28 protein-coding genes are annotated in these 24,203 nt (G+C 55.9%); 20 read left to right on the top strand and 8 right to left on the bottom strand.

Annotated elements, in window-relative coordinates; translation table 11 throughout:
• Positions 1-157: 157 nt before the first annotated feature.
• Positions 158-1,480 (top strand): cytosine deaminase, encoded by a 1,323-nt coding sequence (locus HMPREF3096_RS01405; protein WP_012540421.1) that lies wholly within the window; start codon positions 158-160, stop codon positions 1,478-1,480.
• Here HMPREF3096_RS01405 and tsgA read toward each other — a convergent pair.
• Positions 1,477-2,664 carry an MFS transporter TsgA gene (tsgA, locus tag HMPREF3096_RS01400; RefSeq protein WP_002920240.1) on the bottom strand — a complete coding sequence of 396 codons (1,188 nt, stop codon included), beginning with the start codon at positions 2,662-2,664 and terminating at the stop codon, positions 1,477-1,479. The genes HMPREF3096_RS01405 and tsgA overlap by 4 nt on opposite strands.
• Positions 2,665-2,941: 277 nt before the next feature.
• Between tsgA and ppiA the strand changes: the two genes are divergently transcribed.
• The 5 genes from ppiA to argD all read left to right on the top strand — a co-directional run bounded on the left by ppiA (position 2,942) and on the right by argD (position 6,284).
• Positions 2,942-3,511: a peptidylprolyl isomerase A gene (gene ppiA, locus HMPREF3096_RS01395; protein ID WP_070544253.1), complete on the top strand. Its 570-nt coding sequence runs from the start codon at positions 2,942-2,944 to the stop codon at positions 3,509-3,511.
• A gap of 106 nt (positions 3,512-3,617) precedes the next feature.
• Positions 3,618-3,785, top strand: a complete 168-nt coding sequence (locus HMPREF3096_RS01390) for a YhfG family protein (protein ID WP_012540423.1) — start codon at positions 3,618-3,620, stop codon at positions 3,783-3,785.
• Positions 3,775-4,377, top strand: coding sequence for a putative adenosine monophosphate-protein transferase Fic (locus HMPREF3096_RS01385; protein WP_008807028.1), 603 nt, complete (start codon positions 3,775-3,777; stop codon positions 4,375-4,377). Before HMPREF3096_RS01390 ends, HMPREF3096_RS01385 begins: the two co-directional genes overlap by 11 nt.
• A 32-nt stretch (positions 4,378-4,409) precedes the next feature.
• Positions 4,410-4,973: an aminodeoxychorismate synthase component 2 gene (gene pabA / locus HMPREF3096_RS01380; RefSeq protein ID WP_032731331.1), complete on the top strand. Its 564-nt coding sequence runs from the start codon at positions 4,410-4,412 to the stop codon at positions 4,971-4,973.
• 90 nt (positions 4,974-5,063) lie between these two features.
• The gene (argD, locus tag HMPREF3096_RS01375; protein WP_008807030.1) at positions 5,064-6,284 is read left to right on the top strand and encodes a bifunctional acetylornithine/succinyldiaminopimelate transaminase; all 1,221 of its coding nucleotides are present in this window, start codon (positions 5,064-5,066) and stop codon (positions 6,282-6,284) included.
• On the opposite strand, the gene HMPREF3096_RS01370 is transcribed toward argD, so the two are convergent.
• Both HMPREF3096_RS01370 and crp read right to left on the bottom strand, forming a co-directional pair.
• On the bottom strand, positions 6,274-8,352 hold the full coding sequence (locus tag HMPREF3096_RS01370; protein ID WP_012540426.1) for a YccS/YhfK family putative transporter: 2,079 nt from the start codon (positions 8,350-8,352) through the stop codon (positions 6,274-6,276). The two genes, argD and HMPREF3096_RS01370, sit on opposite strands and share 11 nt — an antisense overlap.
• 51 nt (positions 8,353-8,403) lie before the next feature.
• Complete coding sequence (crp, locus tag HMPREF3096_RS01365) at positions 8,404-9,036, bottom strand: cAMP-activated global transcriptional regulator CRP (protein ID WP_000242758.1); 633 nt, start codon at positions 9,034-9,036, stop codon at positions 8,404-8,406.
• A 306-nt stretch (positions 9,037-9,342) separates the two neighbouring features.
• Here crp and HMPREF3096_RS01360 point away from each other — a divergent pair, with 306 nt between their 5' ends.
• Positions 9,343-9,747 (top strand): OsmC family protein, encoded by a 405-nt coding sequence (locus HMPREF3096_RS01360; RefSeq protein WP_004202200.1) that lies wholly within the window; start codon positions 9,343-9,345, stop codon positions 9,745-9,747.
• Positions 9,748-9,802: 55 nt separating this feature from the next.
• Here the strand turns inward: HMPREF3096_RS01360 and HMPREF3096_RS01355 are convergent, their stop codons facing one another.
• The 4 genes from HMPREF3096_RS01355 to HMPREF3096_RS01340 form a co-directional block, all read right to left on the bottom strand.
• On the bottom strand, positions 9,803-10,672 hold the full coding sequence (locus HMPREF3096_RS01355; protein ID WP_008807033.1) for a phosphoribulokinase: 870 nt from the start codon (positions 10,670-10,672) through the stop codon (positions 9,803-9,805).
• A 36-nt stretch (positions 10,673-10,708) separates the two neighbouring features.
• Entirely contained in the window at positions 10,709-10,927 is a 219-nt protein-coding gene (locus HMPREF3096_RS01350; protein ID WP_002920151.1) for a YheU family protein, read from the bottom strand.
• Positions 10,924-11,922, bottom strand: a complete 999-nt coding sequence (locus HMPREF3096_RS01345; protein WP_162493231.1) for a hydrolase — start codon at positions 11,920-11,922, stop codon at positions 10,924-10,926. Before HMPREF3096_RS01345 ends, HMPREF3096_RS01350 begins: the two co-directional genes overlap by 4 nt.
• Before the next feature lie 225 nt (positions 11,923-12,147).
• Complete coding sequence (locus tag HMPREF3096_RS01340; RefSeq protein ID WP_008807036.1) at positions 12,148-14,052, bottom strand: ABC transporter ATP-binding protein; 1,905 nt, start codon at positions 14,050-14,052, stop codon at positions 12,148-12,150.
• Between the two features lie 173 nt (positions 14,053-14,225).
• On the opposite strand from HMPREF3096_RS01340, the gene kefG reads away from it, so the two are divergent.
• The 4 genes from kefG (at position 14,226) to slyD (ending at position 17,477) form a co-directional block, all read left to right on the top strand.
• Entirely contained in the window at positions 14,226-14,789 is a 564-nt protein-coding gene (gene kefG / locus HMPREF3096_RS01335; protein ID WP_008807037.1) for a glutathione-regulated potassium-efflux system ancillary protein KefG, read from the top strand.
• Positions 14,776-16,581 carry a glutathione-regulated potassium-efflux system protein KefB gene (gene kefB / locus HMPREF3096_RS01330; protein ID WP_032731329.1) on the top strand — a complete coding sequence of 602 codons (1,806 nt, stop codon included), beginning with the start codon at positions 14,776-14,778 and terminating at the stop codon, positions 16,579-16,581. The genes kefG and kefB overlap by 14 nt, the downstream gene beginning before the upstream one ends.
• A gap of 11 nt (positions 16,582-16,592) precedes the next feature.
• Positions 16,593-16,793 (top strand): YheV family putative zinc ribbon protein, encoded by a 201-nt coding sequence (locus HMPREF3096_RS01325; protein WP_002920143.1) that lies wholly within the window; start codon positions 16,593-16,595, stop codon positions 16,791-16,793.
• Between the two features lie 93 nt (positions 16,794-16,886).
• A complete protein-coding gene (gene slyD / locus HMPREF3096_RS01320; RefSeq protein ID WP_008807039.1) occupies positions 16,887-17,477 on the top strand; it encodes a peptidylprolyl isomerase in 591 nt (196 codons plus the stop codon).
• Between the two features lie 58 nt (positions 17,478-17,535).
• Here slyD and HMPREF3096_RS01315 read toward each other — a convergent pair whose 3' ends face one another.
• Positions 17,536-17,754: a protein SlyX gene (locus tag HMPREF3096_RS01315; protein WP_002920136.1), complete on the bottom strand. Its 219-nt coding sequence runs from the start codon at positions 17,752-17,754 to the stop codon at positions 17,536-17,538.
• A gap of 222 nt (positions 17,755-17,976) precedes the next feature.
• Between HMPREF3096_RS01315 and fkpA the strand changes: the two genes are divergently transcribed.
• The 9 genes from fkpA to HMPREF3096_RS28360 form a co-directional block, all read left to right on the top strand.
• Positions 17,977-18,807, top strand: a complete 831-nt coding sequence (gene fkpA, locus HMPREF3096_RS01310) for an FKBP-type peptidyl-prolyl cis-trans isomerase (protein WP_022064590.1) — start codon at positions 17,977-17,979, stop codon at positions 18,805-18,807.
• A 168-nt stretch (positions 18,808-18,975) separates the two neighbouring features.
• Entirely contained in the window at positions 18,976-19,698 is a 723-nt protein-coding gene (locus tag HMPREF3096_RS01305) for a helix-turn-helix transcriptional regulator (protein ID WP_002920130.1), read from the top strand.
• A complete protein-coding gene (tusD, locus tag HMPREF3096_RS01300; protein ID WP_008807041.1) occupies positions 19,698-20,084 on the top strand; it encodes a sulfurtransferase complex subunit TusD in 387 nt (128 codons plus the stop codon). The genes HMPREF3096_RS01305 and tusD overlap by 1 nt, the downstream gene beginning before the upstream one ends.
• Positions 20,084-20,443, top strand: a complete 360-nt coding sequence (tusC, locus tag HMPREF3096_RS01295; RefSeq protein ID WP_008807042.1) for a sulfurtransferase complex subunit TusC — start codon at positions 20,084-20,086, stop codon at positions 20,441-20,443. The genes tusD and tusC overlap by 1 nt, the downstream gene beginning before the upstream one ends.
• A gap of 7 nt (positions 20,444-20,450) precedes the next feature.
• On the top strand, positions 20,451-20,738 hold the full coding sequence (gene tusB, locus HMPREF3096_RS01290; protein WP_008807043.1) for a sulfurtransferase complex subunit TusB: 288 nt from the start codon (positions 20,451-20,453) through the stop codon (positions 20,736-20,738).
• A gap of 124 nt (positions 20,739-20,862) precedes the next feature.
• Positions 20,863-21,237, top strand: a complete 375-nt coding sequence (gene rpsL / locus HMPREF3096_RS01285; RefSeq protein WP_002920115.1) for a 30S ribosomal protein S12 — start codon at positions 20,863-20,865, stop codon at positions 21,235-21,237.
• 96 nt (positions 21,238-21,333) lie between these two features.
• Entirely contained in the window at positions 21,334-21,804 is a 471-nt protein-coding gene (rpsG, locus tag HMPREF3096_RS01280; RefSeq protein ID WP_008807044.1) for a 30S ribosomal protein S7, read from the top strand.
• Positions 21,805-21,900: 96 nt separating this feature from the next.
• Positions 21,901-24,015 (top strand): elongation factor G, encoded by a 2,115-nt coding sequence (fusA, locus tag HMPREF3096_RS01275; RefSeq protein ID WP_008807045.1) that lies wholly within the window; start codon positions 21,901-21,903, stop codon positions 24,013-24,015.
• 69 nt (positions 24,016-24,084) lie between these two features.
• A partial coding sequence (locus tag HMPREF3096_RS28360) for a GTP-binding protein (protein ID WP_000031649.1) occupies positions 24,085-24,203 on the top strand: 119 nt, incomplete at its 3' end.

The following is a 24,203-nucleotide window of genomic DNA, read 5'->3' as shown; positions in this document are numbered from 1 at the left end:
CACCTACCACTTAATGGGTATATAATTGATTTGTCTGTATTTTTCTAAGTTATGGAAAACGCTGGCTTTTCCTTTTTGCTGATTTTGTGTACAAGAATTGGATGGGCCGCGATTGGGGTTGGGCAGAAAACTAGCCATATTGAATGGAGAAGGTGATATGACAGCAGCGCCGCTTTGGTTAATTCAGAACGTACGCCTGGCAGACCGCGACGGCCTGTGGCAAATAGCGATTGATAAGGGCCGCTTTGGCGAGATCACGCCGATGGGCGAGGCGCGCGACGAAAGCTACGAGGTGTTGAACGCTCGCGGCGGGCTGGCGATCCCGCCTTTTATTGAGCCGCATATCCACCTGGATACCACCCAGACGGCCGGCGAGCCGCACTGGAACCAGTCCGGCACCCTGTTCGAGGGGATTGAGCGCTGGGCGGAGCGAAAAGCGCTGCTCAGCCATGAGGACGTCAAAGCCCGGGCGTGGAAAACCCTGAAGTGGCAGATCGCCAATGGCGTGCAGTTTGTCCGCACTCATGTCGACGTCTCCGATCCCACGTTAACAGCGCTGAAGGCGATGCTGGAGGTCAAACGGGAGGTCGCGCCATGGGTTGAGTTGCAGATAGTTGCTTTTCCACAGGAGGGGATCCTCTCTTACCCCAACGGCGAGGCGCTGCTGGAGGAGGCCCTCAAGCTGGGGGCGGACGTCGTTGGGGCCATCCCGCATTTTGAGTTCACCCGTGAATATGGGGTGGAGTCGCTGCATATCGCCTTCCGGCTGGCGCAAAAATATGATCGCCCGCTGGATATTCACTGCGATGAAATTGACGATGAACAGTCGCGCTTTGTTGAAACCGTTGCCGCGCTGGCGTTAAAGGCGGGGATAGGGGCGCGGGTGACGGCCAGCCATACCACCGCCATGCACTCCTATAATGGCGCTTATACCTCGCGCCTGTTCCGCCTGCTTAAGCTCTCCGGTATCAACTTTGTCGCCAATCCGCTGGTGAATATTCATCTGCAGGGCCGGTTTGATGACTACCCTAAGCGACGGGGGATTACCCGGGTGAAGGAGCTGATGGCGGCGGGGATCAACGTGTGCTTTGGTCATGATGACGTCTTTGACCCGTGGTACCCGCTGGGGACCGGCAATATGCTGCAGGTCCTGCATATGGGCCTGCACGTCTGCCAGCTGATGGGCTACCAGCAGATCAACGACGGTCTGAAGCTTATCACCGCCAACAGCGCCCGCACGTTTGGCCTGGAGGATTACGGCATTGTCAGCGGCAACCCGGCTAACCTGATCATTCTCCCGGCGGAGAATGGCTTTGAGGCCGTCCGCTGCCAGGTGCCTGTGCGCTGGTCAATTCGCCAGGGAAGGGTGATCGCGACCACCCAGCTGGCGCAAACCTGGATCCAGACCGACCGCGGTGGCGAGGAGCTCTCTTTTATGAGGAACAGCCCCCTTGCGGACGCAAAGGGGCCGAAGGCTTAGTGAGACGCCGCCTGAGCGTTGTTCTGGCGGTGACGGGAGACGAAGCCGAGGATAAAGCACATCACGAATACCACGGCATAGAGGCCGTTAGCGGTGTGCAGCGCTGCCAGTGGACCGCTGGCAGCCACAATCGGGCCGGTGACCACGAAAGTGAGCATGGTGCCGATGGTGCCGCAGGTGAGGATAAAGTTCACCAGCTTCGGCGAAGCGACCCGCGTCTGCTGCGAGCCGAGCGTAATGATCGAGGTGTAGATGGCGCTGGAGAAGAAGCCCAGGGTCAGAATAAACCACGGCATATGCTCCGGGGAACCATTGATAAACAGGTACATCAGCACCGTCGCGAGCCCGGCGAGGACGGTTAAGATACGCTGCAGGTCGAAGAAGCGCAGGATGAAGCTGAATGACCACATGCCGATCATGTAGGACATCCAGAAATCGCTCACCAGTTTACCGGCATCCCCGAGGCTCATGCCCAGGCTCTTCGCATATTCCGGTACCCAGGAGATAAAGCCCAGCTGACCGAGGATGTAGCACAGCGCCGCAACGGAGAGGAACAGCACGCCGATGCCCCACTTCTCTTTCACTACCGGCTGGCTGTTTTCGCTCTGCGCTTTTTTGCCCAACACCGGAAAATCACAGCCGAAAGTCAGGACGAAAATGGCGACATACACCAGACCAATACAGGCGTAGACCCAGTACCACTCGATGCTGCGCGCCAGCAGGACGGCGGCGACCATCGGGAAAATCATTCCCGCCATGCTAAAGAAGGAGTCGGTAAACAGCAGACGCGCTCCGCGCTGACGGCCTTCATACATATGGGTGATCAGGAAGGTCCCGATCGACATGGTGATCCCGCTCACCAGGCCGAGAACGAACATCGACGCGGAAAACAGCGCCAGGCTGTGGCTGAGCATCAGGCCGGCCACCGCCAGCACCATCAGAATAAAGCCAAAGCGCAGCTGAGTTTTCAGCGGCACGATTTCCATCAGCCAGGCATTGAGGAAGATAGAGATCAGAATACCGGCGTTCAGAAAGGTAAAGGTGTTGCTCATACTGGAAACGGGCAGATGGAAATAATCCGCAATGTTACCCATCACCATCCCGGTGACGATCACCAACGCGCCGGTCAGGGCGTAGGAGAAGAAGCTGATCCATGTGAGCTTAATACGGTTGCTGTTAGTCATGACTGGCCTGTGAATAGAAAGGTAAAGCGCGTTGACGCTGCGCCGGGCGGACAGATTTTATTCGTTCAGGTGATGTAATCAAATGTTTATTGTGAAAGTGGTTATCTTTTGCATGGTTTAATGTGACATGCATCACACTTTATTCGCCGCACAGGAGAACGTTTGCGCGGTTACAATTATTACAGCTAAGTAAAATTTGGTAAAAGGCTGGCCCAGGATGCAAAGGCTCTTTAGAATCAAGGCACTCGCTTTTATTCTGCTCCGTTAAGGAATTTCCATGCTCAAATCAACACTGGCGGCGATGGCTGCCGTTTTCGCCATTTCAGCGTTCTCCCCGGCCATGGCGGCAAAGGGCGATCCGCATGTGCTGCTGACCTCCTCGGCAGGGAACATTGAGCTTGAGTTAAACAGTCAGAAAGCCCCGATTTCCGTGGATAACTTCCTGAAGTACGTCAACAGCGGCTTCTACAACAACACCACCTTCCACCGCGTGATCCCGGGTTTCATGGTGCAGGGCGGCGGCTTTAACGAGCAGATGCAGCAGAAACAGCCTAACCCGCCGATCAAGAATGAAGCAGACAACGGCCTGCGCAACACCCGCGGGACCATCGCGATGGCGCGTACCGCCGATCAGGATAGCGCCACCAGCCAGTTCTTCATCAACGTGGCGGATAACGCCTTCCTTGACCATGGTCAGCGCGACTTTGGCTATGCGGTGTTTGGCAAGGTAGTGAAAGGTTTGGACGTCGCGGATAAGATCTCCCAGGTCCAGACCCATAACGTCGGCCCATACCAGAATGTGCCGACCAAACCGGTTGTTATCCTCTCTGCGAAAGTGCTGCCCTAATCCTTCCACGGCGCGGTGTGCTATCGCCGCGCCCGGTTGCCTCCCGGCATAACCTGAAATTGCTGCTTATACTTGTGGCACACAGGGGACGATAAGGGGGGCGACGATGCGTCCACTCACCGAAAAGCAAAAATCCCGACTCTGGGAACAGACACGCAATACCAATTTTCAGGCCAGTCGTCGCCTTGAAGGCGTGACGGTGCCGCTGGTTACGTTGACTGCCGAAGAGGCGCTGGCGCGTCTGGCGACGCTGCGGAGGGAGTATGAGCGATAAATTCGGCGATGAACGCGATCCTTACCTCTACCCGGCGCTGAATGTCCTGCGCAACCGCCTCGGCATCCGGCAGGCTAAAAATCTGCAACAGGCCGCCTTTGAGATGACGGCGTTGCGGGCGGCAACCTTGCCGCTGGGGCCGCGGGTGCGCGGCTTACCCTATCTGTGCGCGATTCATCATCAGCTGTATCAGGATCTGTTTGACTGGGCCGGCCGGTTGCGTGAAGTGAACCTCTATCTGGGCGATACGCCGTTCTGCCACTTTGCCCGGATCGAGGAGGAGGGGAACGCCCTGATGCAGGCCCTTGAGCAGGAGGATTATCTCAATGGCCTGCCGCGCGAGACCTTTATCGAACGCCTGAGCTGGTTCTATGGCGAAATTAATGTGCTGCATCCTTTTCGTCTTGGCAATGGCCTGACCCAGCGCATTTTCTTTGAACAGCTGGCGATACATGCCGGCTACCTGCTTGACTGGCGTGACGTCGACCCCGCCGGCTGGAGCGCGGCCTGCCAGCAGAGCGCGATGGGCGATCCGGCTCCGCTGGTGGCGATCTTTCGCAAAGTGGTAAGCGAAGCGCGGGAATCTGAGTAGAATAGCCCGGTTTTGATTGTTCCGGAGCCGCTATGATCCTGCTTATCGATAATTATGACTCTTTCACCTGGAATCTGTATCAGTACTTCTGCGAACTGGGTGCGGAAGTACTGGTCAGGCGCAATGATGCGTTGACGCTGGAGGAGATAGCGGCGCTGGCGCCGGAGAAAATCGTGATCTCGCCAGGCCCCTGCACGCCGAATGAGGCGGGGATTTCCCTCGCGGTTATCCGCCACTATGCGGGGAAAACGCCGCTACTGGGCGTCTGTCTCGGGCACCAGGCGATAGCCCAGGCGTTTGGCGCGACCATCGTACGGGCGGCACAGGTGATGCATGGTAAAACCTCGCTTATTGAGCATAACGGCGAAGGGGTGTTTCAGGGGCTGAATAATCCCCTGACGGTGACCCGTTATCACTCGCTGGTGATTGACCCGCCGACGCTCCCGCCCGAGTTTATCGTCACCGCCCGCAGCGCCAGCGCTGAGATTATGGGGATCCGCCACCGCGACTGGGATCTTGAGGGCATGCAGTTTCATCCGGAAAGCATCCTCAGCGAGCAGGGCCATCAATTGCTGGAAAACTTTCTGAAGCGGTGATTTTCAGTTGCCATTGACTGATTTTTTATGCATATTTTGTGATTATATTTTCATGATTACATCTGCATAACGAAGAGGGATGGGCAAGACATGGCAACTGAACAACCGGCAATCACCCGCGCCACATTCGATGAAGTTATTTTGCCGATTTATGCACCAGCAGAATTCATCCCGGTGAAAGGGAAAGGCAGCCGCGTCTGGGATCAGCAGGGCAAAGAGTATGTTGATTTTGCCGGCGGTATCGCGGTGACGGCGCTCGGCCATTGCCACCCGGCGCTGGTAGCGGCGCTCCACGAGCAGGGCGAAACGCTGTGGCACACCAGCAACGTCTTTACCAATGAGCCAGCGCTGCGTCTGGGACGTAAACTTGTCGAGGCCACCTTCGCCGAGCGCGTGGTGTTTATGAACTCCGGTACGGAAGCCAATGAAACGGCCTTTAAGCTGGCGCGTCACTATGCGGTGACCCGCCATAGCCCGTATAAAACCAAAATCATTGCCTTCCATAATGCCTTCCATGGCCGCTCCCTGTTTACCGTTTCCGTCGGTGGGCAGCCGAAGTACTCCGATGGTTTCGGCCCGAAACCGGCGGATATTGTCCATGTTCCCTTCAACGACCTGCAGGCGGTAAAAGCGGTGATGGATGACCACACTTGCGCAGTGGTGGTGGAGCCGATTCAGGGCGAAGGCGGCGTGACGGCAGCGACGCCGGCCTTCCTGCAGGGGCTGCGTGAGCTGTGCGATCAGCACCAGGCGTTGTTAGTCTTTGATGAAGTGCAGTGCGGTATGGGACGTACCGGATCGCTGTTCGCCTATATGCATTACGGTGTGACGCCGGATATTCTGACCAGCGCCAAAGCGCTCGGCGGCGGCTTCCCGGTCAGCGCCATGCTGACCACCCATGAGATCGCCAGCGCCTTCCATGCGGGTTCCCATGGCTCAACCTACGGCGGCAACCCGCTGGCCTGCGCGGTCGCCAACGCCGCCTTCGATCTAATCAATACCCCGGCGGTGCTGGATGGCGTGAGCGCGAAGCGCGAACTGTTCGTCAAACACCTGCAGCAGCTGGATGCTGAATTTGATCTGTTCAGTGATATTCGCGGGATGGGCCTGCTGATTGGCGCCGAACTCAAGCCGCAGCACAAGGGCCGCGCGCGTGATTTCCTCTATGCCGCTGCGCAAGCCGGCGTCATGGTGCTCAACGCCGGGCCGGACGTGATGCGTTTTGTTCCCTCGCTGATCATCGACGAGCAGGATATTGCCGAGGGGATGGCGCGTTTTGCCCAGGCAGTGGCAAAGGTGATTAACGGCTGATTTTCCGCAGCCAGATGCCATGATGCGGCCGCTGACGCCATGCTACTGACGATATGGTATGCATGGTGTTCAGATGGCCCAGAATGCGTTGCAGGTGCTGCTCCAGGGTACTTAACGGACCGTTCGGCACCTCTGTTTCCGGCGACTCCAGAATATTGGCATCCCCTGCGCTGCCGGGACCATCGCTGTCCAGCCGCTGCTGGCAGCGTTGCAAGGCAATCTCACAAGATTCGAGATAGCGCTGGGCAAGATCCGGGGTGAGCATCGTATGCTCCCGGGCCAGGGTGGTCATAGCGTTGATGTGTTCGACGATAAACTGACTGTGCGTCACCCACAGCTTCATATCTTCCAGGTAGTGGGTATTAAAACCGGGCTCCTGCATCGCCTGATTCAGGGAGTTGTAGAGCGCGTTATGCGCCTGGTTGACGCGCATGCGTTGATAGGCCAGCGCGGGGGCTTTTGGATCGGCGCTGAGGATCAGGCGAATCGCCTGCTGGTCGGCCTCCAGCGCATCGTGGGCGTTTTTTTTCAGCAGGCCGCTCTGCCACTGCGGCCACAGCCAGACCATCCCGCCGAAGGCGATCAGGCAGCCGATAAGCGTGTCGATAAGCCGGGCGACAATAAACTGTTCGCCGTTGAGCGTCAGCAGTTGCAGGGTATACACCGCCGTCACCGTAAAGCCTACCATCGCCCAGCCATAGTGTTTACGGATGATCAGATAGCTGAGCAGGGTAATCAGCAGCATCCCGCTCAGGGTATAGCTCTCCGGAACGTGAAAGTGCAAGGTTAGCCCGGCGATGACCAGGCCGGCGAGCGTTCCCGCCGCCCGGTGAACAATTCGCACCCGCGTGGCGCCATAGCCATTTTGCGTGACGAAGAGCACCGTCATCAGGATCCAGTAGGGCTTCGGCAAATGCAGGGCGTTGCCCATCAGGCTGGCGACGCTCAGCATGACGCTGATGCGCGCGGCATTGCGCAGTGCGGGTGATTTCAGCGACAGATAGTTCTTTAGCGCGGGAAACAGCGGTAAACGACGCTCTTTGTCGGCCATCAGATCCCGGGCATACAGGGGGCGCTGGGTATGCAGCACCCGGGCGATACGGCTAAAGTGCCAGGCGCAGAACTGACCGACCGGGTTGTCCGGATGCTGGCGGGCGATCTTTTCCAGAGCCTCAATCTGTTTATCCATCTGAAAACGCTGCGGAAAGCGATGATAGAGAATATCATCCGCCAGCACGCGCAGGCGGGCAGCGACGGTTTGCGCATTCCAGCGGATCACCGCTTCGGCATGGCTGCGTTCCACCAGCTTTTGTACCTCTTCTGGCTGATGCAGGCTAACCGAAATATGTTCCTGTAGATCCAGCCCAACCTGGAACGCCCGCAGCAGACGCTTGTGGTCGTTGCGTTGGTTGGCGGCCAGCATATGCATCTGCTGATAGCACTGGGTAATCAGGTCGACTACCTTCTGCTGGCGGGTGAGCAGCGGCGGCAGGGCGGTCGACGGATCGGTATGCTGGGTCAACAGACTGTATTTGGCTTCACAATAGTCAGCCAGTTCCCGGTAAAGCAGGCTGAGCGACTCCCGCAGCGGCTGTTCGCGCCACAGCCAGAACCAGAGCCAGTTAAACACGCCGTACCACAGCGTACCGAAAGCGTAGATCAGCAGTGGTTCCCAGATGGGCATATTGCCCGCCAGGCTCAGGGTAAAGATAGCGGCGATCAGCGACGCGGGCAGCAGGCGCGCGTGCAGCGAACTGATCTCCGCGGTGACGCCGAGCAATAGCGCCAGGCCGCTGAGAATAAGCGGCAGGGGAATGGCCTGAGCGAGCAGCAACTGCACCACCAGACTGCATCCGGCAAACAGACAGCCGCCGATAATCAGACGTTTGAAAAAGCGCTTATGTGGGGTATCAAGACCGGCAATGTTGCAGCAGGCGGGCACTAAGGAAAACAACAGCCCCTGCTGGAGATGGCCGAGCAGAAGACCGATGGCCACAGGCAGACACAGCACCAGCGTTTGCCGCAGTGCATAGTTGACTTCCGGGTGGTAAATCAGCCTGCGCCACATGAGGGAAAAACAAAAACGGCGTACTGCAGGAGCAATACGCCGCTTAGCAACTTAACGGGTGCCGTAGACGACGATAGTTTTACCGTGTGCGGAAATCAGGTTCTGATCTTCCAGCATTTTCAAAATACGGCCAACCGTTTCACGAGAGCAGCCGACGATCTGACCAATTTCCTGACGGGTAATTTTAATTTGCATACCGTCCGGGTGGGTCATGGCATCAGGTTGCTTCGCCAGGTTCAGCAGCGTCTGGGCGATACGGCCCGTCACGTCGAGGAAGGCGAGGTTGCCCACTTTCTCAGACGTGACCTGCAGACGGCGAGCCATTTGCGAAGAGAGACGCATCAGAATGTCCGGGTTAACCTGGATCAGCTGACGGAATTTCTTATAAGAGATTTCGGCCACTTCACATGCGGTTTTCGCCCGTACCCAGGCGCTACGCTCCTGACCCTCTTCAAACAGGCCTAATTCACCGATGAAATCGCCCTGGTTGAGGTAGGAGAGGATCATCTCTTTACCTTCTTCATCCTTGATGAGTACAGCCACGGAGCCTTTAACGATGTAGTACAGCGTTTCTGCTTTTTCACCCTGGTGGATCAGCGTGCTCTTTGATGGGTACTTATGAATGTGGCAATGAGACAAGAACCATTCAAGGGTAGGGTCTGTTTGCGGTTTGCCAAGCACCATGCGCGGTTATCCTCTGTTATAAGCTATCTCCGGGCGCCGACACTACACGGCGTCCGGGCATGCAATCGTATTGTTTCCCTATACCTGGGAAGCTGGCTGATGATTTTTCGACAGCCCGTAATGTGAACTCCTCTGCATACATGCAGTACATCAATGTAATACTGTAGCATCCAGACTGTTTTAGCATAGCTTTCGCCGCATGTCTCCTGGTGTCTCGCTTCAGCATGACGCAGGTCGCCTTCCGTTGCGAGAATTGTTATGTGCGCGTAATCTGACAGGAAAATTGCGATACTGGAGTTAAATTTTATGCAAGCGCGTGTGAAATGGGTTGAAGGGTTAACCTTTATCGGGGAGTCCGCGTCAGGACACCAGATTCTGATGGATGGCAACTCCGGGGATAAGGCACCCAGCCCGATGGAGATGGTGCTGATGGCGGCGGGCGGTTGCAGTGCGATCGATGTGGTTTCTATTCTGCAAAAAGGTCGCCATGAGGTGACCAACTGCGAAGTGAAGCTGACGTCGGAGCGCCGCGAAGAGGCGCCGCGTCTGTTTACGCATATTAATCTGCACTTTATCGTCACCGGTAAGGCGCTGAAAGATGCCGCGGTCTCCCGGGCGGTGGATCTGTCGGCAGAGAAATACTGCTCGGTGGCGCTGATGCTGGAAAAAGCGGTGAAGATCACCCACTCCTATGAAGTGATCGAGGCGTAGTCTTCGCCTGCCGTTGTGAAGCATCTCAACCCCGGCCTGGCCGGGGTTTTTTCTGTTAGCCGATCTTGCGGCCTTCCATCAGGCGCTCGACCAGCGGCGTCATGATAAGCTCCATCGCCAGCCCCATTTTACCGCCCGGCACCACCAGCGTGTTCATGTGCGAGATAAACGACCCCTGCAGCATCGCCAGCAGCCAGGGGAAGTCGATATTCTGCAGGTTACGGAAATGGATCACCACAAAGCTCTCGTCCAGCGAGGGAATAGTTTTCGCGGCAAACGGGTTGGAAGTGTCTACCGTCGGCACGCGCTGAAAGTTGATATGGGTGCGGGAAAATTGCGGGGTAATGAAGTTGATGTAGTCTTCCATCGAGCGGACGACTGAGTCCATCACCGCCTCCCGGGAGTGGCCGCGCTCGCTGGTGTCGCGAATAAGCTTTTGGATCCACTCGAGGTTAACGATAGGCACTACGCCGACCAGCAGGTCGACATGGCTGGCGACATCATGATGCGGCGTGACAACCCCGCCGTGCAGCCCCTCATAGAACAGTACGTCTGTCGGCTCCGGCAGCGGCTGCCAGGGGGTGAAAGTCCCTGGCACCTGATTCCACGGTACGGCTTCGTCATAGGTATGCAGGTATTTCCGCGACTGGCCTTTTCCGTGGCGGCCATAGTCGACAAAGGTCTGCTCCAGCAGGCCAAAGTCGTTCGCCTCCGGGCCAAAGTAGCTGATATGTTTGCCCTGATCCCGCGCCTTGCGGATCGCCATGTCCATTTCCGGGCGGGTGTAGCGATGAAAGCTATCGCCTTCCACCTCCGCGGCGTGCAGGTTTAGCTGCGCGAAGATTTTGCGAAAGGCAAGGCTGGTGGTGGTAGTGCCCGCGCCGCTGGAGCCCGTGACGGCGATCACCGGATGTTTGGCAGACATAACAACTCCCTGGTTAAACGATGTAGTGGCGTCGCCTTAGCCGTTAAACAGCGCGCGCGGCATAATATTGACCGTCTCATGCAGTTCCGACCACACAAGAACCGCCTCTCCGCGTTTCAACTGCTGTTTTACATCGGCGACTTTATCGGCAAGTGAACGTTCATGTTCACCATAATCGGTGCCTTCACGTAACACAAAGCTTTCAATCAGGTTATCCAGCGTTTCGGGATCCAGATCCTGCCAGGGAATAATCATACGGGGACCTCCAGCCAACGGTTTAACCAGTCCGGGATGCGTCTTTCCAGCCACATCTCCGGCTTACGCAGGGTGCCGCCGACGAAACCAACGTGGCCGCCTTGCTCAGTTAATTGATACTCAACGTTCGCCGGCAGTTGCTCCTGCGGTGGTATGGAGTGGTGATCCATAAATGGATCGTCTTTCGCGTGAATGATGAGCGTTGGCTTAGTGATATCGCTGAGCCGCGGCATGGCGCTGCATTGCCGGTAATAATCCAGCGCATCGGCGAAACCATGGATTTTGGCGGTGATCATATCGTCAAATTCCCGGATGCGGCGCATCCCTTTAAGCTGGCGTAAATCGACAGGCAGTGAGCCAGGATACGCTTTCAGCTTGCGTGAGGCATTGGCTTTTAACAGATTGAGCAGATAGCGCTGATAAACCCGCGAGAAGCCCTTATCCATATGATAGCTGCAGGCTTCCAGCATAAAAGGCGCGGAGACGATCACCGCCGCATCCAGCGGGCAGCGGTCGCCTTCTTCTGCCAGCAGGCAGCCCAGCATATTGCCGCCTAGTGAATAGCCGACGGCCGCAGTCGGCGCGGGACCAAACTCGCGCTGTAGCCAGTGCAGAAACCAGGTGCCATCTTCTGTTTCGCCGGAGTGATAGATGCGGTTATTGCGGTTAGGTTCGCCGCTGCAGCCGCGGAAATGCATAACCACGCCCAGCCAGCCGCGCTGCATCGCCGCATGGATCAGACCATGGGCGTACGGGCTGTGCAGGCTTCCTTCGAGACCATGAAAGACGACGAGGCGCGGCTTATGGCGCGCCTGATGCGGGTCTTCGCTCCAGGCTAGATCGACAAAATCGCCGTCTGGCAGCTCAAGGCGCTGCCAGTGCGGGGTAAAGCGCAATTTACGGCGAATCAGCCGCGGCAGCATGGTTTGCAGATGACGATTGCCCACGCCGCGCATCGGATGGAACTCACGCGAATCGTTTTCGGGGGGCGTCATGTCTGTGGGGATGATTTCAACCATAGCACCAGAACAATTAATAAACGTGATGATGACTATACCGCGCAGGGCGCACAGGGGTTAGCCAATATGTGGTCTTGTGGCCAGCGACGCCAGGTTACAGCAAAAACAAATCATTGATGTCACTGATGGCAGGCCATGGAGAGGGCAGAAACCCACCCTGCCAGCGGCATCGTACGCGCAGGCAGGATGAGGAAGTCAATATTAGCCTTCCTGAAGCATCTGCTCCAGCTGCTCCTGGGCCTCCAGCCAGGCCATTTCACACTCCTCCAGCCCGGACTTCGCGCTGGCCTGCTGCTGCAGGCATTCGGTCAGCTCGGCTTTACGTGAGGCGTCATAAAGCTCACTGTCGCCAAGTTTTTCTTCCGCACTGGCCAACTGCGCGTTGAGCTTGTCCATCTCTTTTTCCAGACGGGCGATCTCTTTGCGCAGCGGTTGGGTCTGGCTGCGCAGTTCCGCTTCCCGACGCTTCTGGTCCTTGCGCGCCTGGGCGCTGTTGCCGCTCTCTTTTGGCGCGTCGCTGCTCTGTGATTCCTGTTTTTGCGAATCGCTGAGCCACTGCTGATAATCTTCCAGATCGCCGTCGAACGGCTCGACTTTACCGTCATGGACGAGGTACAGATCGTCGGTGGTGGAACGGATCAGGTGACGATCGTGCGACACGACAACCAGCGCCCCTTCAAAGTCGATCAGCGCTTCGGTTAAGGCCTGACGCATATCGAGGTCAAGGTGGTTGGTCGGTTCATCGAGCAGCAGCAGGTTAGGGCGCTGCCAGACGATCAGGGCCAGTACCAGTCGCGCTTTTTCTCCACCAGAGAAGCGGCGGGTCTCTTCGCTGACCTTATCGCCCTGGAAACCAAAGCCGCCCAGATAATCACGCAGTTTCTGCTCCAGTTCCTGCGGGGCCAGGCGCGCCAGGTGCTGCAGCGGCGACTCATCGGCACGCAGGAACTCCAGTTGATGCTGGGCGAAGTAGCCGAGCTTGATACCTTTTGCGAGACCGATCTCGCCGCTCACCGGCTGGAGTTCACCCGCCAGCAGCTTAATCAGAGTCGACTTCCCGGCGCCGTTGCGGCCCAGCAGGCCGATGCGCGAGCCCGGCACCAGATTGAGCTTGATGGAGTCGAGGATAATACGCTCGCCGTAACCGGCGCTGACTTTCTCCATTTTCAGTAACGGGTTAGGCAGACTCTCCGGCTGGCGGAAGCTGAAGTGGAACGGGTTATCCACGTGCGCCGGGGCGATAAGCTCCATCCGTTCGAGCATTTTGATACGGCTTTGCGCCTGCTTGGCCTTGGTGGCCTTAGCGCGGAAGCGGTCGATATAGCTTTGTAGATGCGCAACGCGCTGCTGCTGGCTTTCGTACATCGCCTGCTGCTGAGAGAGACGGGTAGCGCGCTGCACTTCGAACGAGCTGTAGTTACCGGTGTACTCAAACATCGTCTGCTGTTCGATATGGATAATTTTGTCGACGATAGGATCGAGAAAATCGCGATCGTGGGAGATCAGGATCAGCGTCCCTGTGTAACCCTTAAGCCATTTTTCGAGCCAGATGACGGCATCGAGGTCGAGGTGGTTAGTCGGTTCATCGAGCAGCAGCAGATCGGATCGGCAAATCAGCGCCTGGGCGAGGTTAAGGCGCATACGCCAGCCGCCGGAAAAATCGCTGACCGGCCGCTCCAGCTGTTCGTTGCTGAATCCCAGACCGTGCAGCAGGCTGGCAGCGCGCGAACGGATGGTCCAGGCGTCGATGGCGTCCAGCTTGCCGTGGACCGTGGCGATGGCATGGCCGTCGTTGCGCTCATTTGCCTGCTGGAGCGCGGCTTCCAGCTGGCGGTATTCACGATCGCCATCAATAACATAATCGATAGCCGGCTGAGGCAGCGCCGGGGTTTCCTGATTCACCCATGCCAGCTGCCAGCTGCCTGGAAAGGTCATACTGCCGCCGTCAGCGCTTATCTCGTTTTTCAAAAGCGATAGCAGCGTCGATTTCCCGCAGCCGTTTTTGCCCACCAGACCGACCTTTTGGCCAGGGTTGATGGTAGCGGTGGCGTTGTCCAGCAGGACGCGTACGCCGCGACGAATTTGTAACGAGGAGAAAACAATCATAAGGCGCCGTATGTTCAGACTATGTTAATTTGTCATTATGATAATGTAGTGTGGAAGCGAATCGCTTCACCGGGCCGCCATGGTAGCCCAAAACGAAGACGATACACAAAGTCATTCTGGCGGTGTCAGAACACCGGGGCTGCGCAGGCCGCCAGAAGACCTACGGGAGGGGAATGATGTCTCAGACAGCGAAAGTGTTGCTGCTGTATGCCCACCCAGAATCTCATGATTCCGTGGCCAACCGGGTTTTATTAGAGCCGGCCTTACAGTTGCCGAACGTCACCGTGCACGATCTTTACGCGCACTATCCGGATTTTTTTATCGATATCGCTCATGAACAGGACCTGCTGCGCCAGCATGAGGTGATTGTTTTCCAGCATCCTTTATATACCTGGAGCTGTCCGGCGCTGCTCAAGGAGTGGCTGGATCGTGTGTTAAGCCGCGGCTTCGCCAGCGGTGCCGGAGGAAACGAACTGGCGGGAAAGTACTGGCGTAGTGTGATCACCACCGGTGAACCTGAGAGCGCCTACCGTCGCGATGCCAATCGCTATCCGATGAACGATATTTTACGTCCTTTTGAACTGACCGCCGGCATGTGCCGTATGCACTGGATGAGCCCCATTATTGTCTACTGGGCCCGGCGGCAACAGCCAGAGGAATTGCGTAGCCGCGCTCGAGCCTACCGGGACTGGCTGGCCAATCCCCTTACCGCCGGAGGTATACATGGCGGGATCTGATTTGCTGCTGGCGGGCGTTCTTTTTTTGTTCGCCGCCGTTATTGCCGTACCTCTGGCCTCAAGATTGGGTATTGGCGCGGTGCTGGGCTATCTGCTGGCCGGGATTGCGATTGGCCCGTGGGGACTTGGGTTTATCAGCGATGTGGATGAAATTCTCCATTTCTCTGAGCTCGGTGTAGTGTTTCTGATGTTTATCATCGGCCTGGAGCTTAATCCGGCCAAGCTATGGCGGCTGCGAAGCTCTATCTTCGGCGTTGGCGCGGCGCAGGTGATGCTCAGCGCGGCGATCCTCGGTGGATTGCTGATGACGACCGGGTTTTCATGGCAGGCGGCGGTGGTCGGCGGGATCGGCCTGGCGATGTCTTCCACCGCCATGGCGCTGCAGCTGATGCGTGAGAAGGGAATGAGCCGCAGCGAATCGGGGCAGTTAGGCTTTTCGGTCCTGCTGTTTCAGGATCTGGCGGTGATCCCGGCGCTGGCGCTGGTTCCCCTGCTGGCCGGTTCCGCGGATGATCATGTTAACTGGCTGACGGTCGGTATGAAGGTCCTGGCCTTTGCCGGGATGCTGATTGGCGGACGCTATCTGCTGCGGCCGGTGTTCCGTTTCATCGCCAGCTCAGGGGTCAGGGAAGTGTTTACTGCCGCCACGCTACTGCTGGTCCTTGGGTCGGCGCTGTTTATGGAGGCGCTGGGGTTGTCGATGGCGCTTGGTACCTTTATCGCCGGCGTGCTGCTGGCGGAAAGCGAGTATCGCCACGAACTGGAAATCGCTATCGATCCGTTCAAGGGGCTGCTGCTTGGGCTGTTCTTTATCTCCGTCGGCATGGCGCTGAACCTTGGCGTGCTGTATACCCATCTGCTGTGGGTGGCGGTGAGCGTGGCGGTGCTGGTGGCGGTAAAAATGCTGGTGCTCTATCTGCTGGCCCGTCTCTATGGCCTGCGAAGTTCAGAGCGGATGCAGTTTGCGGGCGTATTAAGCCAGGGCGGTGAGTTCGCGTTTGTCCTCTTTTCGCTGCCCGCCTCTCAGCGGTTGTTCCAGCATGACCAGATGGCGCTGCTGCTGGTGGCGGTGACGTTGTCGATGATGACGACGCCGCTGCTGATGAAGGGGATAGATAAGCTATTGTCGCGACGGCTGAATCCGGCAGATGATACCGATGAGGCGCCGTGGGTGGAGGATGACAAGCCGCAGGTGATTATTGTCGGGTTTGGTCGCTTTGGTCAGGTTATCGGTCGCCTGCTGATGGCCAATAAGATGCGTATTACAGTGCTGGAGCGGGACATCAGCGCGGTGAATCTGATGCGAAACTATGGCTACAAAGTCTATTTTGGCGACGCTACCCAGCTGGAGCTGCTGCGCTCGGCGGGAGCGGAAGAGGCGCAGTCGATTGTCATCACCTGTAATGAGCCGGAAGACACTATGCGGCTGGTGGAAATGTGTCAACAACACTTTCCACATCTGCATATTCTGGCCCGCGCACGCGGTCGCGTTGAGGCGCATGAGCTGCTGCAGGCCGGTGTGACGCAGTTTTCTCGTGAAACCTTCTCCAGTGCACTGGAACTGGGGCGCAAAGCGCTCATCACCCTGGGGATGCATCCTCACCAGGCCCAGCGCGCGCAACTGCACTTCCGACGGCTCGATATGCGAATGCTGCGCGAGTTAATGCCAGTGCATACTGATACGGTACAGGTATCTCGCGTGCGGGAAGCCCGACGCGAACTGGAAGAGATTTTTCAGCGTGAAATGCAGAAAGAAAGTCGGCAGCTGGACGGCTGGGACGAGTTTGAATAAAGGTAAATCATATGGCAGTGCGTAAACGTTTTATTGCCGGGGCGAAATGTCCGGCGTGCCAGGCGCAGGATTCGCTGGCGATGTGGCGTGAGAATAATGTCGATGTCGTTGAATGCGTTAAGTGTGGTCACCAAATGCGTGAGGCGGATAAAGAGGCCCGCGAGCATGTACGCAAAGAGGAGCAGGTGATTGGCATTTTTCATCCCGACTAGCGTTATCCGTCGGCTTTTTTTAAGCTAGAGGGTACACGGCTGCAGAATTCCGCTACAATCTGCGCCACTATTCTTCCCATCTCAGGAGATATCATGAAAGTAGCAAAAGACCTGGTGGTCAGCCTGGCCTATCAGGTACGTACAGAAGACGGTGTGTTGGTTGATGAGTCTCCGGTAAGCGCGCCGCTGGATTACCTGCACGGTCACGGCTCCCTGATTTCCGGCCTGGAAAACGCGCTGGATGGCCACGAAGTGGGCGACAAATTTGACGTAGCTGTCGGCGCTAACGACGCTTACGGCCAGTATGACGAAAACCTGGTGCAGCGTGTACCGAAAGACGTCTTTATGGGCGTTGATGAACTGCAGGTTGGCATGCGCTTCCTGGCGGAAACCGATCAGGGTCCAGTACCGGTAGAAATCACTGAAGTTGAAGACGACCACGTTGTGGTTGATGGCAACCACATGCTGGCTGGCCAGAACCTGAAGTTCAATGTGGAAGTTGTCGCTATTCGTGAAGCAACGGCTGAAGAGCTGGAGCATGGTCACGTGCATGGCGCTCATGGCCACGATCACGATCATGACCATGGTCATGACGGTTGCTGCGGCGGCCACGGCCACGATCATGGTCACGACCATGAACACGGCAAAGGTGGTTGCGGTAACGGCGGTTGCGGTTGCCACTAATGGCGTCGCGTTCGCGCGGATAGCCAAAAAAAGCGGGGAAACCCGCTTTTTTTACGTCTCAATAATGGGGAGGCGGCGTCTCTTCTGCCTGAGAGGCGATATGGGACGGTTGGGTCGCCTTCAGTTTCTCGATCATCAGACGCATATGCTCCCGCATCTTCGCCATCTCTATCTCGTGGGCGGTCACGGTTTTATTGAGGTCTTCGATGGTGATTTCCTGAAACGCCAGCCGGCTTTCCAGCTCTGCAAGGCGCGTTTCTAATGTGCTATCGTGCATGGGTAACCTCTTTAGTCTGATCCTGCGAGCGGATTCTACTTAAGTTTCTCTTTTCGCGCAGCATCGCTGCGTCTGACAGGAAACTTATTCATACAAAAATAGTCCTAAAAGAGGCGATATTCAGGAACGTCCGTATGTAGATTTTAACGGCAACGTTCTATAGTACGTTTTTTGCTTTTTACGATAACCCTGGGGTGAGAGGCCCCGGCCCTGGAGAAATGGATGAAATCACTGTTTAAAGTAACGCTGCTGGCGACCACAATGGCCGTCGCCCTGAATGCACCGCTGACCTTTGCTGCAGATACGGCGGCGAAGGCAGCCCCAGCGGCTGAGAGTAAATCGGCATTTAAAAATGACGATCAGAAATCTGCCTATGCACTGGGCGCGTCTCTCGGGCGTTACATGGAAAACTCCCTGAAAGAACAAGAAAAGCTGGGCATTAAGCTGGACAAAGCCCAGCTGATCGCCGGCGTACAGGACGCGTTTGCCGATAAGAGCAAGCTGTCCGACCAGGAGATCGAACAGACTCTGCAGGCCTTTGAAACGCGCGTGAAGACCGCGGCTCAGCAGAAAATGGAAAAAGACGCGACTGAGAACGAAGCCAAAGGCAAAACCTTCCGCGATAGCTTTGCTAAAGAGAAGGGCGTGAAAACATCGAAAACTGGCCTGCTGTATAAAGTCGAGAAAGAAGGCACTGGTGATGCGCCGAAAGACAGCGACACCGTGGTGGTTAACTACAAAGGCACCCTGATCGACGGTAAAGAGTTTGATAACTCTTATACCCGCGGTGAGCCGCTCTCTTTCCGCCTGGACGGCGTGATCCCGGGCTGGACGGAAGGCCTGAAGAACATCAAGAAAGGCGGTAAAATCAAGCTGGTCATTCCACCGGATCTGGCTTACGGCAAAACCGGCGTTCCGGGGATCCCGGCCAACTCTACGCTGGTCTTTGACGTAGAACTGCTGGATATCAAACCGGCGCCGAAGGCGGATGCACAGCCGGAAGCCGCTGGCGACGCGAAAGCCGCAGACGCGAACGCTGACGCTAAGAAGTAATCGGGTTCAGGCCGCCGTCTCGTCAGAGGCGGCGGCTTTTTTATTGAGCGCAGATATAATTAAAACTGGAAAGATCCTCAGGCGCTGTATTACTTTAGATAGCTTAATAATGATGATGAGCCTGCCCTGACAATAACGACAGGCTCCTGAAAAGGAGTGCTTTTTTTCATGTCCAGGTCGCTTTTAACCAACGAAACCAGCGAGCTTGACCTGCTGGATCAACGTCCCTTTGACCAGACCGATTTCGATATTCTTAAATCTTATGAAGCGGTGGTGGACGGGTTGGCGATGCTCATCGGTTCGCACTGTGAAATCGTGCTGCATTCTTTGCAGGATCTTAAATGCTCTGCCATCCGTATCGCCAATGGTGAACATACCGGCCGCCAAATCGGTTCACCGATTACCGATCTTGCGCTGCGCATGCTGCACGATATGACGGGCGCCGATAGCAGCGTTTCCAAATGCTACTTCACCCGTGCCAAAAGCGGCGTACTGATGAAGTCGGTGACGATAGCCATTCGCAATCGCGATCATCGGGTGATCGGTCTGCTGTGCATCAACATGAATCTGGATGTGCCTTTTTCACAGATCATGAGCACCTTTATTCCGCCAGAAACGCCGGAGGTCAACTCACCGGTGAACTTTGCTTCCTCGGTTGACGATCTGGTCGCGCAGACGCTGGAATTCACCATTGAAGAGGTGAACGCCGATCGCAGCGTGTCTAATAATGCGAAAAACCGCCAAATCGTGCTGAATCTCTACGAAAAAGGGATCTTCGATATCAAAGACGCCATTAACCAGGTGGCCGATCGTCTGAATATCTCCAAGCATACCGTCTACCTCTATATCCGCCAGTTCAAGAGCGGCGATTTCCAGGGGCTGGATAAGTAATGCGTTTTGCCCTCACGGTGACTGGCCCTGCCTATGGGACCCAGCAGGCGAGCAGCGCCTGGCAGTTTGCCCAGGCCGTATTGCAGGAAGGTCATGAACTGGCATGCGTTTTTTTCTATCGCGAAGGCGTGCTCAACGCTAACCAACTGACGGCGCCCGCCAGCGATGAGTTCGATCTGGTGCGCGCGTGGCAATCATTGCACGATGAACAAGGTGTGGCACTACACATCTGCGTGGCGGCTGCCTTGCGTCGAGGCGTAACGGACGAGCGTGAGGCGCAACAGCTCGCGCTGGCCAGCCACAATTTGCAACCCGGCTTCACGCTGAGCGGGCTCGGCGCGCTGGCGGAAGCCGCGCTCACTTGCGATCGGATGGTGCAGTTCTGATGAAACGTGTGGCTTTTATTTTTTCCTCCGCGCCGCACGGCAGCGCCGCCGGCAGGGAAGGGCTCGATGCCTTATTAGCAACCTCCGCGCTCACCGACGAGATTGGCGTGTTCTTTGTAGGCGACGGCGTTTTTCAACTGCTGCCCGATCAACGGCCGGGTGCAGTGCTGGCTCGCGACTACATAGCCACCTTTAAACTGCTGTCACTGTATGACATCGATCAGTGCTGGCTGTGTGCCGACTCCGCGCGGGAGCGCGGTCTGGACCCCGCTACTCCGTGGGCGGTGGATGTCGAATGCCTGGCGCCGGATGCCCTGCGCGCCCGTCTGCATGAATTTGATGTGATTTTGCGTTTCTGAGGTCCCCATGCTCCATACGCTCAGTGTTTCTCCCTGGCATGCCGATATCGCAGCAATGCTTCGCGTGATGGATCACGGCGACGATCTGTTATTGCTGTCTGATGGCGTCACGGCGGCCATCGCCGGCGGTCGCTTCCTTGAGATCCTGCAATCCGCCCCCATAACCCTCTATGTGCTGCAAGACGACGTTGACGCCCGCGGGCTGGCTGGTCAAATTGCGGACAGTGTCGGTAGGGTTAGCTATACTGATTTCGTCAGACTCACGGTAAAACATGCCGGTCAGCTGGCCTGGTGATGGCGGGATCGTTGTATATTTCTTGACACCTTTTCGGCACCGCCCTAAAATTCTGCGTCCTCATATTATATGAGGCGATTTATTACGTGTTTACGAAGCAAAAGCTAAAACCAGGAGCTATTTAATGGCAACAATTAACCAGCTGGTACGCAAACCACGCGCACGCAAAGTTGCAAAGAGCAACGTGCCTGCGCTGGAAGCCTGCCCGCAGAAACGTGGCGTATGTACTCGCGTATATACCACCACTCCTAAGAAACCGAACTCCGCACTGCGTAAAGTTTGCCGTGTGCGTCTGACTAACGGTTTCGAAGTCACCTCCTACATCGGTGGTGAAGGTCACAACCTGCAGGAGCACTCCGTGATCCTGATCCGTGGCGGTCGTGTTAAAGACCTTCCGGGTGTTCGTTACCACACCGTTCGTGGTGCGCTTGACTGCTCCGGCGTTAAAGACCGTAAGCAGGCTCGCTCCAAGTACGGCGTGAAGCGTCCTAAGGCTTAATGGTTCTCCGTTAAGTAAGGCCAAACTGATTTACCTTAATGTCATACTAAACTCTTAGAGTTTTGGACAATCCTGAATTAACAACGGAGTATTTCCATGCCACGTCGTCGCGTCATTGGTCAGCGTAAAATTCTGCCGGATCCGAAGTTCGGATCAGAACTGCTGGCTAAATTTGTCAATATCCTGATGGTAGATGGTAAAAAATCTACTGCAGAAGCAATCGTATACAGCGCGCTGGAGACCCTGGCTCAGCGCTCTGGTAAAAATGAACTGGAAGCTTTCGAAGTCGCTCTCGACAACGTGCGCCCGACTGTAGAAGTTAAGTCTCGCCGCGTTGGTGGTTCTACTTATCAGGTTCCAGTTGAAGTTCGTCCGGTTCGTCGTAATGCTCTGGCAATGCGTTGGATCGTTGAAGCTGCTCGTAAACGCGGTGATAAATCCATGGCTCTGCGCCTGGCGAACGAACTCACTGATGCTGCAGACAACAAAGGTACTGCAGTTAAGAAACGTGAAGACGTTCACCGTATGGCCGAAGCCAACAAGGCGTTCGCACACTACCGTTGGTAATCCCTTCGGAGTCATAGTCACCAGGCGGGCGCTTCAGATGAGTCGCCCGCTCTGGATAACTTAACTGAACGCCTAAAGAAATAAACGAGGAATCAAATGGCTCGTACAACACCCATCGCACGCTACCGTAACATCGGTATCAGTGCGCACATCGACGCCGGTAAAACCACTACTACCGAACGTATTCTGTTCTACACCGGTGTAAACCACAAAATCGGTGAAGTTCATGACGGCGCCGCTACCATGGACTGGATGGAGCAGGAGCAGGAACGTGGTATCACCATCACTTCCGCTGCGACTACTGCATTCTGGTCTGGTATGGCTAAGCAGTATGAACCGCACCGTGTAAACATCATCGACACCCCGGGGCACGTTGACTTCACTATCGAAGTAGAACGTTCCATGCGTGTTCTTGATGGTGCGGTAATGGTTTACTGCGCAGTTGGTGGTGTTCAGCCACAGTCTGAAACCGTATGGCGTCAGGCAAACAAATATAAAGTTCCGCGCATTGCGTTCGTTAACAAAATGGACCGCATGGGTGCGAACTTCCTGAAAGTTGTTGGTCAGATCAAAACCCGTCTGGGCGCGAACCCGGTTCCGCTGCAGCTGGCGATTGGTGCTGAAGAAGGTTTCACCGGTGTTGTTGACCTGGTGAAAATGAAAGCCATCAACTGGAACGATGCAGACCAGGGCGTTACCTTCGAATACGAAGATATCCCGGCTGACATGCAGGACCTGGCTGACGAATGGCACCAGAACCTGATCGAGTCCGCTGCGGAAGCTTCCGAAGAGCTGATGGAGAAATACCTGGGTGGTGAAGAACTGACTGAAGAAGAGATCAAAAAAGCTCTGCGTCAGCGTGTTCTGAACAACGAAATCATCCTGGTAACCTGTGGTTCTGCGTTCAAGAACAAAGGTGTTCAGGCGATGCTGGATGCGGTAATTGATTACCTGCCATCCCCGGTTGATGTTCCGGCAATCAACGGTATTCTGGACGACGGTAAAGATACCCCGGCTGAGCGTCACGCAAGCGACGAAGAGCCGTTCTCTGCACTGGCGTTCAAAATCGCTACCGACCCGTTTGTTGGTAACCTGACCTTCTTCCGTGTGTACTCCGGTGTGGTTAACTCTGGTGATACCGTACTGAACTCCGTGAAAGCTGCACGTGAGCGTTTCGGTCGTATCGTACAGATGCACGCTAACAAACGTGAAGAGATCAAAGAAGTTCGCGCGGGCGACATCGCTGCTGCTATCGGTCTGAAAGACGTAACCACTGGTGACACCCTGTGTGACCCGGATGCGCCGATCATTCTGGAGCGTATGGAATTCCCTGAGCCGGTAATCTCCATCGCCGTTGAGCCGAAAACCAAAGCTGACCAGGAAAAAATGGGTCTGGCTCTGGGTCGTCTGGCTAAAGAAGACCCGTCATTCCGCGTATGGACTGACGAAGAGTCTAACCAGACCATCATCGCCGGTATGGGTGAGCTGCACCTCGACATCATCGTTGACCGTATGAAGCGTGAATTCAACGTTGAAGCGAACGTCGGTAAACCTCAGGTTGCTTACCGTGAAGCGATTCGCGCGAAAGTTACCGATATCGAAGGTAAACACGCCAAGCAGTCTGGTGGTCGTGGTCAGTACGGTCACGTTGTGATCGACATGTACCCGCTGGAGCCGGGCTCTAACCCGAAAGGTTACGAGTTCATCAACGACATCAAAGGTGGTGTAATTCCTGGCGAATACATCCCGGCCGTTGATAAAGGCATCCAGGAACAGCTGAAAGCTGGTCCGCTGGCAGGTTACCCGGTAGTTGATATGGGTATCCGTCTGCACTTCGGTTCTTACCACGACGTTGACTCCTCTGAGCTGGCGTTTAAACTGGCTGCGTCTATTGCCTTTAAAGAAGGCTTTAAGAAAGCAAAACCAGTTCTGCTTGAGCCGATCATGAAGGTTGAAGTAGAAACTCCGGAAGAGAACACTGGTGATGTTATCGGTGACTTGAGCCGTCGTCGCGGTATGCTGCGCGGTCAGGAATCCGAAGTAACCGGCGTTAAGATCCACGCTGAAGTACCGCTGTCCGAAATGTTCGGTTATGCAACTCAGCTGCGTTCTCTGACCAAAGGTCGTGCATCATACACCATGGAATTCCTGAAGTATGATGATGCGCCGAACAACGTTGCTCAGGCCGTTATTGAAGCCCGTGGTAAATAATCCACAGGATTAAAACCTAAGTCCCGTGCTCTCTCCGAAGGGGAGAGCACTATAGTAAGGAATATAGCCGTGTCTAAAGAAAAATTTGAACGTACAAAACCGCACGTCAACGTTGGTACTATCGGCCACGTTGACCATGGTAAAACTACCCTGACTGCTGCCATCACTACCGTTCTGGCTAAAACCTA

It is taken from the genome of Klebsiella sp. HMSC25G12, assembly GCF_001807705.1.
In the GTDB taxonomy this organism is placed as follows: Bacteria; Pseudomonadota; Gammaproteobacteria; order Enterobacterales; family Enterobacteriaceae; genus Klebsiella; species Klebsiella variicola.
The sequence above is the reverse complement of the archived record's forward strand: the minus strand, read 5'-3'. Positions and strand labels throughout refer to the sequence as shown.

Excerpts from the sequence above, each read along its gene's own strand:
- HMPREF3096_RS01405 (WP_012540421.1), top strand. The coding sequence starts at position 158 with ATGACAGCAGCGCCGCTTTGGTTAATTCAGAACGTACGCCTGGCAGAC.
- tsgA (WP_002920240.1), bottom strand. The coding sequence starts at position 2,664 with ATGACTAACAGCAACCGTATTAAGCTCACATGGATCAGCTTCTTCTCC.
- ppiA (WP_070544253.1), top strand. The coding sequence starts at position 2,942 with ATGCTCAAATCAACACTGGCGGCGATGGCTGCCGTTTTCGCCATTTCA.
- HMPREF3096_RS01390 (WP_012540423.1), top strand. The coding sequence starts at position 3,618 with ATGCGTCCACTCACCGAAAAGCAAAAATCCCGACTCTGGGAACAGACA.
- HMPREF3096_RS01385 (WP_008807028.1), top strand. The coding sequence starts at position 3,775 with ATGAGCGATAAATTCGGCGATGAACGCGATCCTTACCTCTACCCGGCG.
- pabA (WP_032731331.1), top strand. The coding sequence starts at position 4,410 with ATGATCCTGCTTATCGATAATTATGACTCTTTCACCTGGAATCTGTAT.
- argD (WP_008807030.1), top strand. The coding sequence starts at position 5,064 with ATGGCAACTGAACAACCGGCAATCACCCGCGCCACATTCGATGAAGTT.
- HMPREF3096_RS01370 (WP_012540426.1), bottom strand. The coding sequence starts at position 8,352 with ATGTGGCGCAGGCTGATTTACCACCCGGAAGTCAACTATGCACTGCGG.
- crp (WP_000242758.1), bottom strand. The coding sequence starts at position 9,036 with ATGGTGCTTGGCAAACCGCAAACAGACCCTACCCTTGAATGGTTCTTG.
- HMPREF3096_RS01360 (WP_004202200.1), top strand. The coding sequence starts at position 9,343 with ATGCAAGCGCGTGTGAAATGGGTTGAAGGGTTAACCTTTATCGGGGAG.
- HMPREF3096_RS01355 (WP_008807033.1), bottom strand. The coding sequence starts at position 10,672 with ATGTCTGCCAAACATCCGGTGATCGCCGTCACGGGCTCCAGCGGCGCG.
- HMPREF3096_RS01350 (WP_002920151.1), bottom strand. The coding sequence starts at position 10,927 with ATGATTATTCCCTGGCAGGATCTGGATCCCGAAACGCTGGATAACCTG.
- HMPREF3096_RS01345 (WP_162493231.1), bottom strand. The coding sequence starts at position 11,922 with ATGACGCCCCCCGAAAACGATTCGCGTGAGTTCCATCCGATGCGCGGC.
- HMPREF3096_RS01340 (WP_008807036.1), bottom strand. The coding sequence starts at position 14,052 with ATGATTGTTTTCTCCTCGTTACAAATTCGTCGCGGCGTACGCGTCCTG.
- kefG (WP_008807037.1), top strand. The coding sequence starts at position 14,226 with ATGATGTCTCAGACAGCGAAAGTGTTGCTGCTGTATGCCCACCCAGAA.
- kefB (WP_032731329.1), top strand. The coding sequence starts at position 14,776 with ATGGCGGGATCTGATTTGCTGCTGGCGGGCGTTCTTTTTTTGTTCGCC.
- HMPREF3096_RS01325 (WP_002920143.1), top strand. The coding sequence starts at position 16,593 with ATGGCAGTGCGTAAACGTTTTATTGCCGGGGCGAAATGTCCGGCGTGC.
- slyD (WP_008807039.1), top strand. The coding sequence starts at position 16,887 with ATGAAAGTAGCAAAAGACCTGGTGGTCAGCCTGGCCTATCAGGTACGT.
- HMPREF3096_RS01315 (WP_002920136.1), bottom strand. The coding sequence starts at position 17,754 with ATGCACGATAGCACATTAGAAACGCGCCTTGCAGAGCTGGAAAGCCGG.
- fkpA (WP_022064590.1), top strand. The coding sequence starts at position 17,977 with ATGAAATCACTGTTTAAAGTAACGCTGCTGGCGACCACAATGGCCGTC.
- HMPREF3096_RS01305 (WP_002920130.1), top strand. The coding sequence starts at position 18,976 with ATGTCCAGGTCGCTTTTAACCAACGAAACCAGCGAGCTTGACCTGCTG.
- tusD (WP_008807041.1), top strand. The coding sequence starts at position 19,698 with ATGCGTTTTGCCCTCACGGTGACTGGCCCTGCCTATGGGACCCAGCAG.
- tusC (WP_008807042.1), top strand. The coding sequence starts at position 20,084 with ATGAAACGTGTGGCTTTTATTTTTTCCTCCGCGCCGCACGGCAGCGCC.
- tusB (WP_008807043.1), top strand. The coding sequence starts at position 20,451 with ATGCTCCATACGCTCAGTGTTTCTCCCTGGCATGCCGATATCGCAGCA.
- rpsL (WP_002920115.1), top strand. The coding sequence starts at position 20,863 with ATGGCAACAATTAACCAGCTGGTACGCAAACCACGCGCACGCAAAGTT.
- rpsG (WP_008807044.1), top strand. The coding sequence starts at position 21,334 with ATGCCACGTCGTCGCGTCATTGGTCAGCGTAAAATTCTGCCGGATCCG.
- fusA (WP_008807045.1), top strand. The coding sequence starts at position 21,901 with ATGGCTCGTACAACACCCATCGCACGCTACCGTAACATCGGTATCAGT.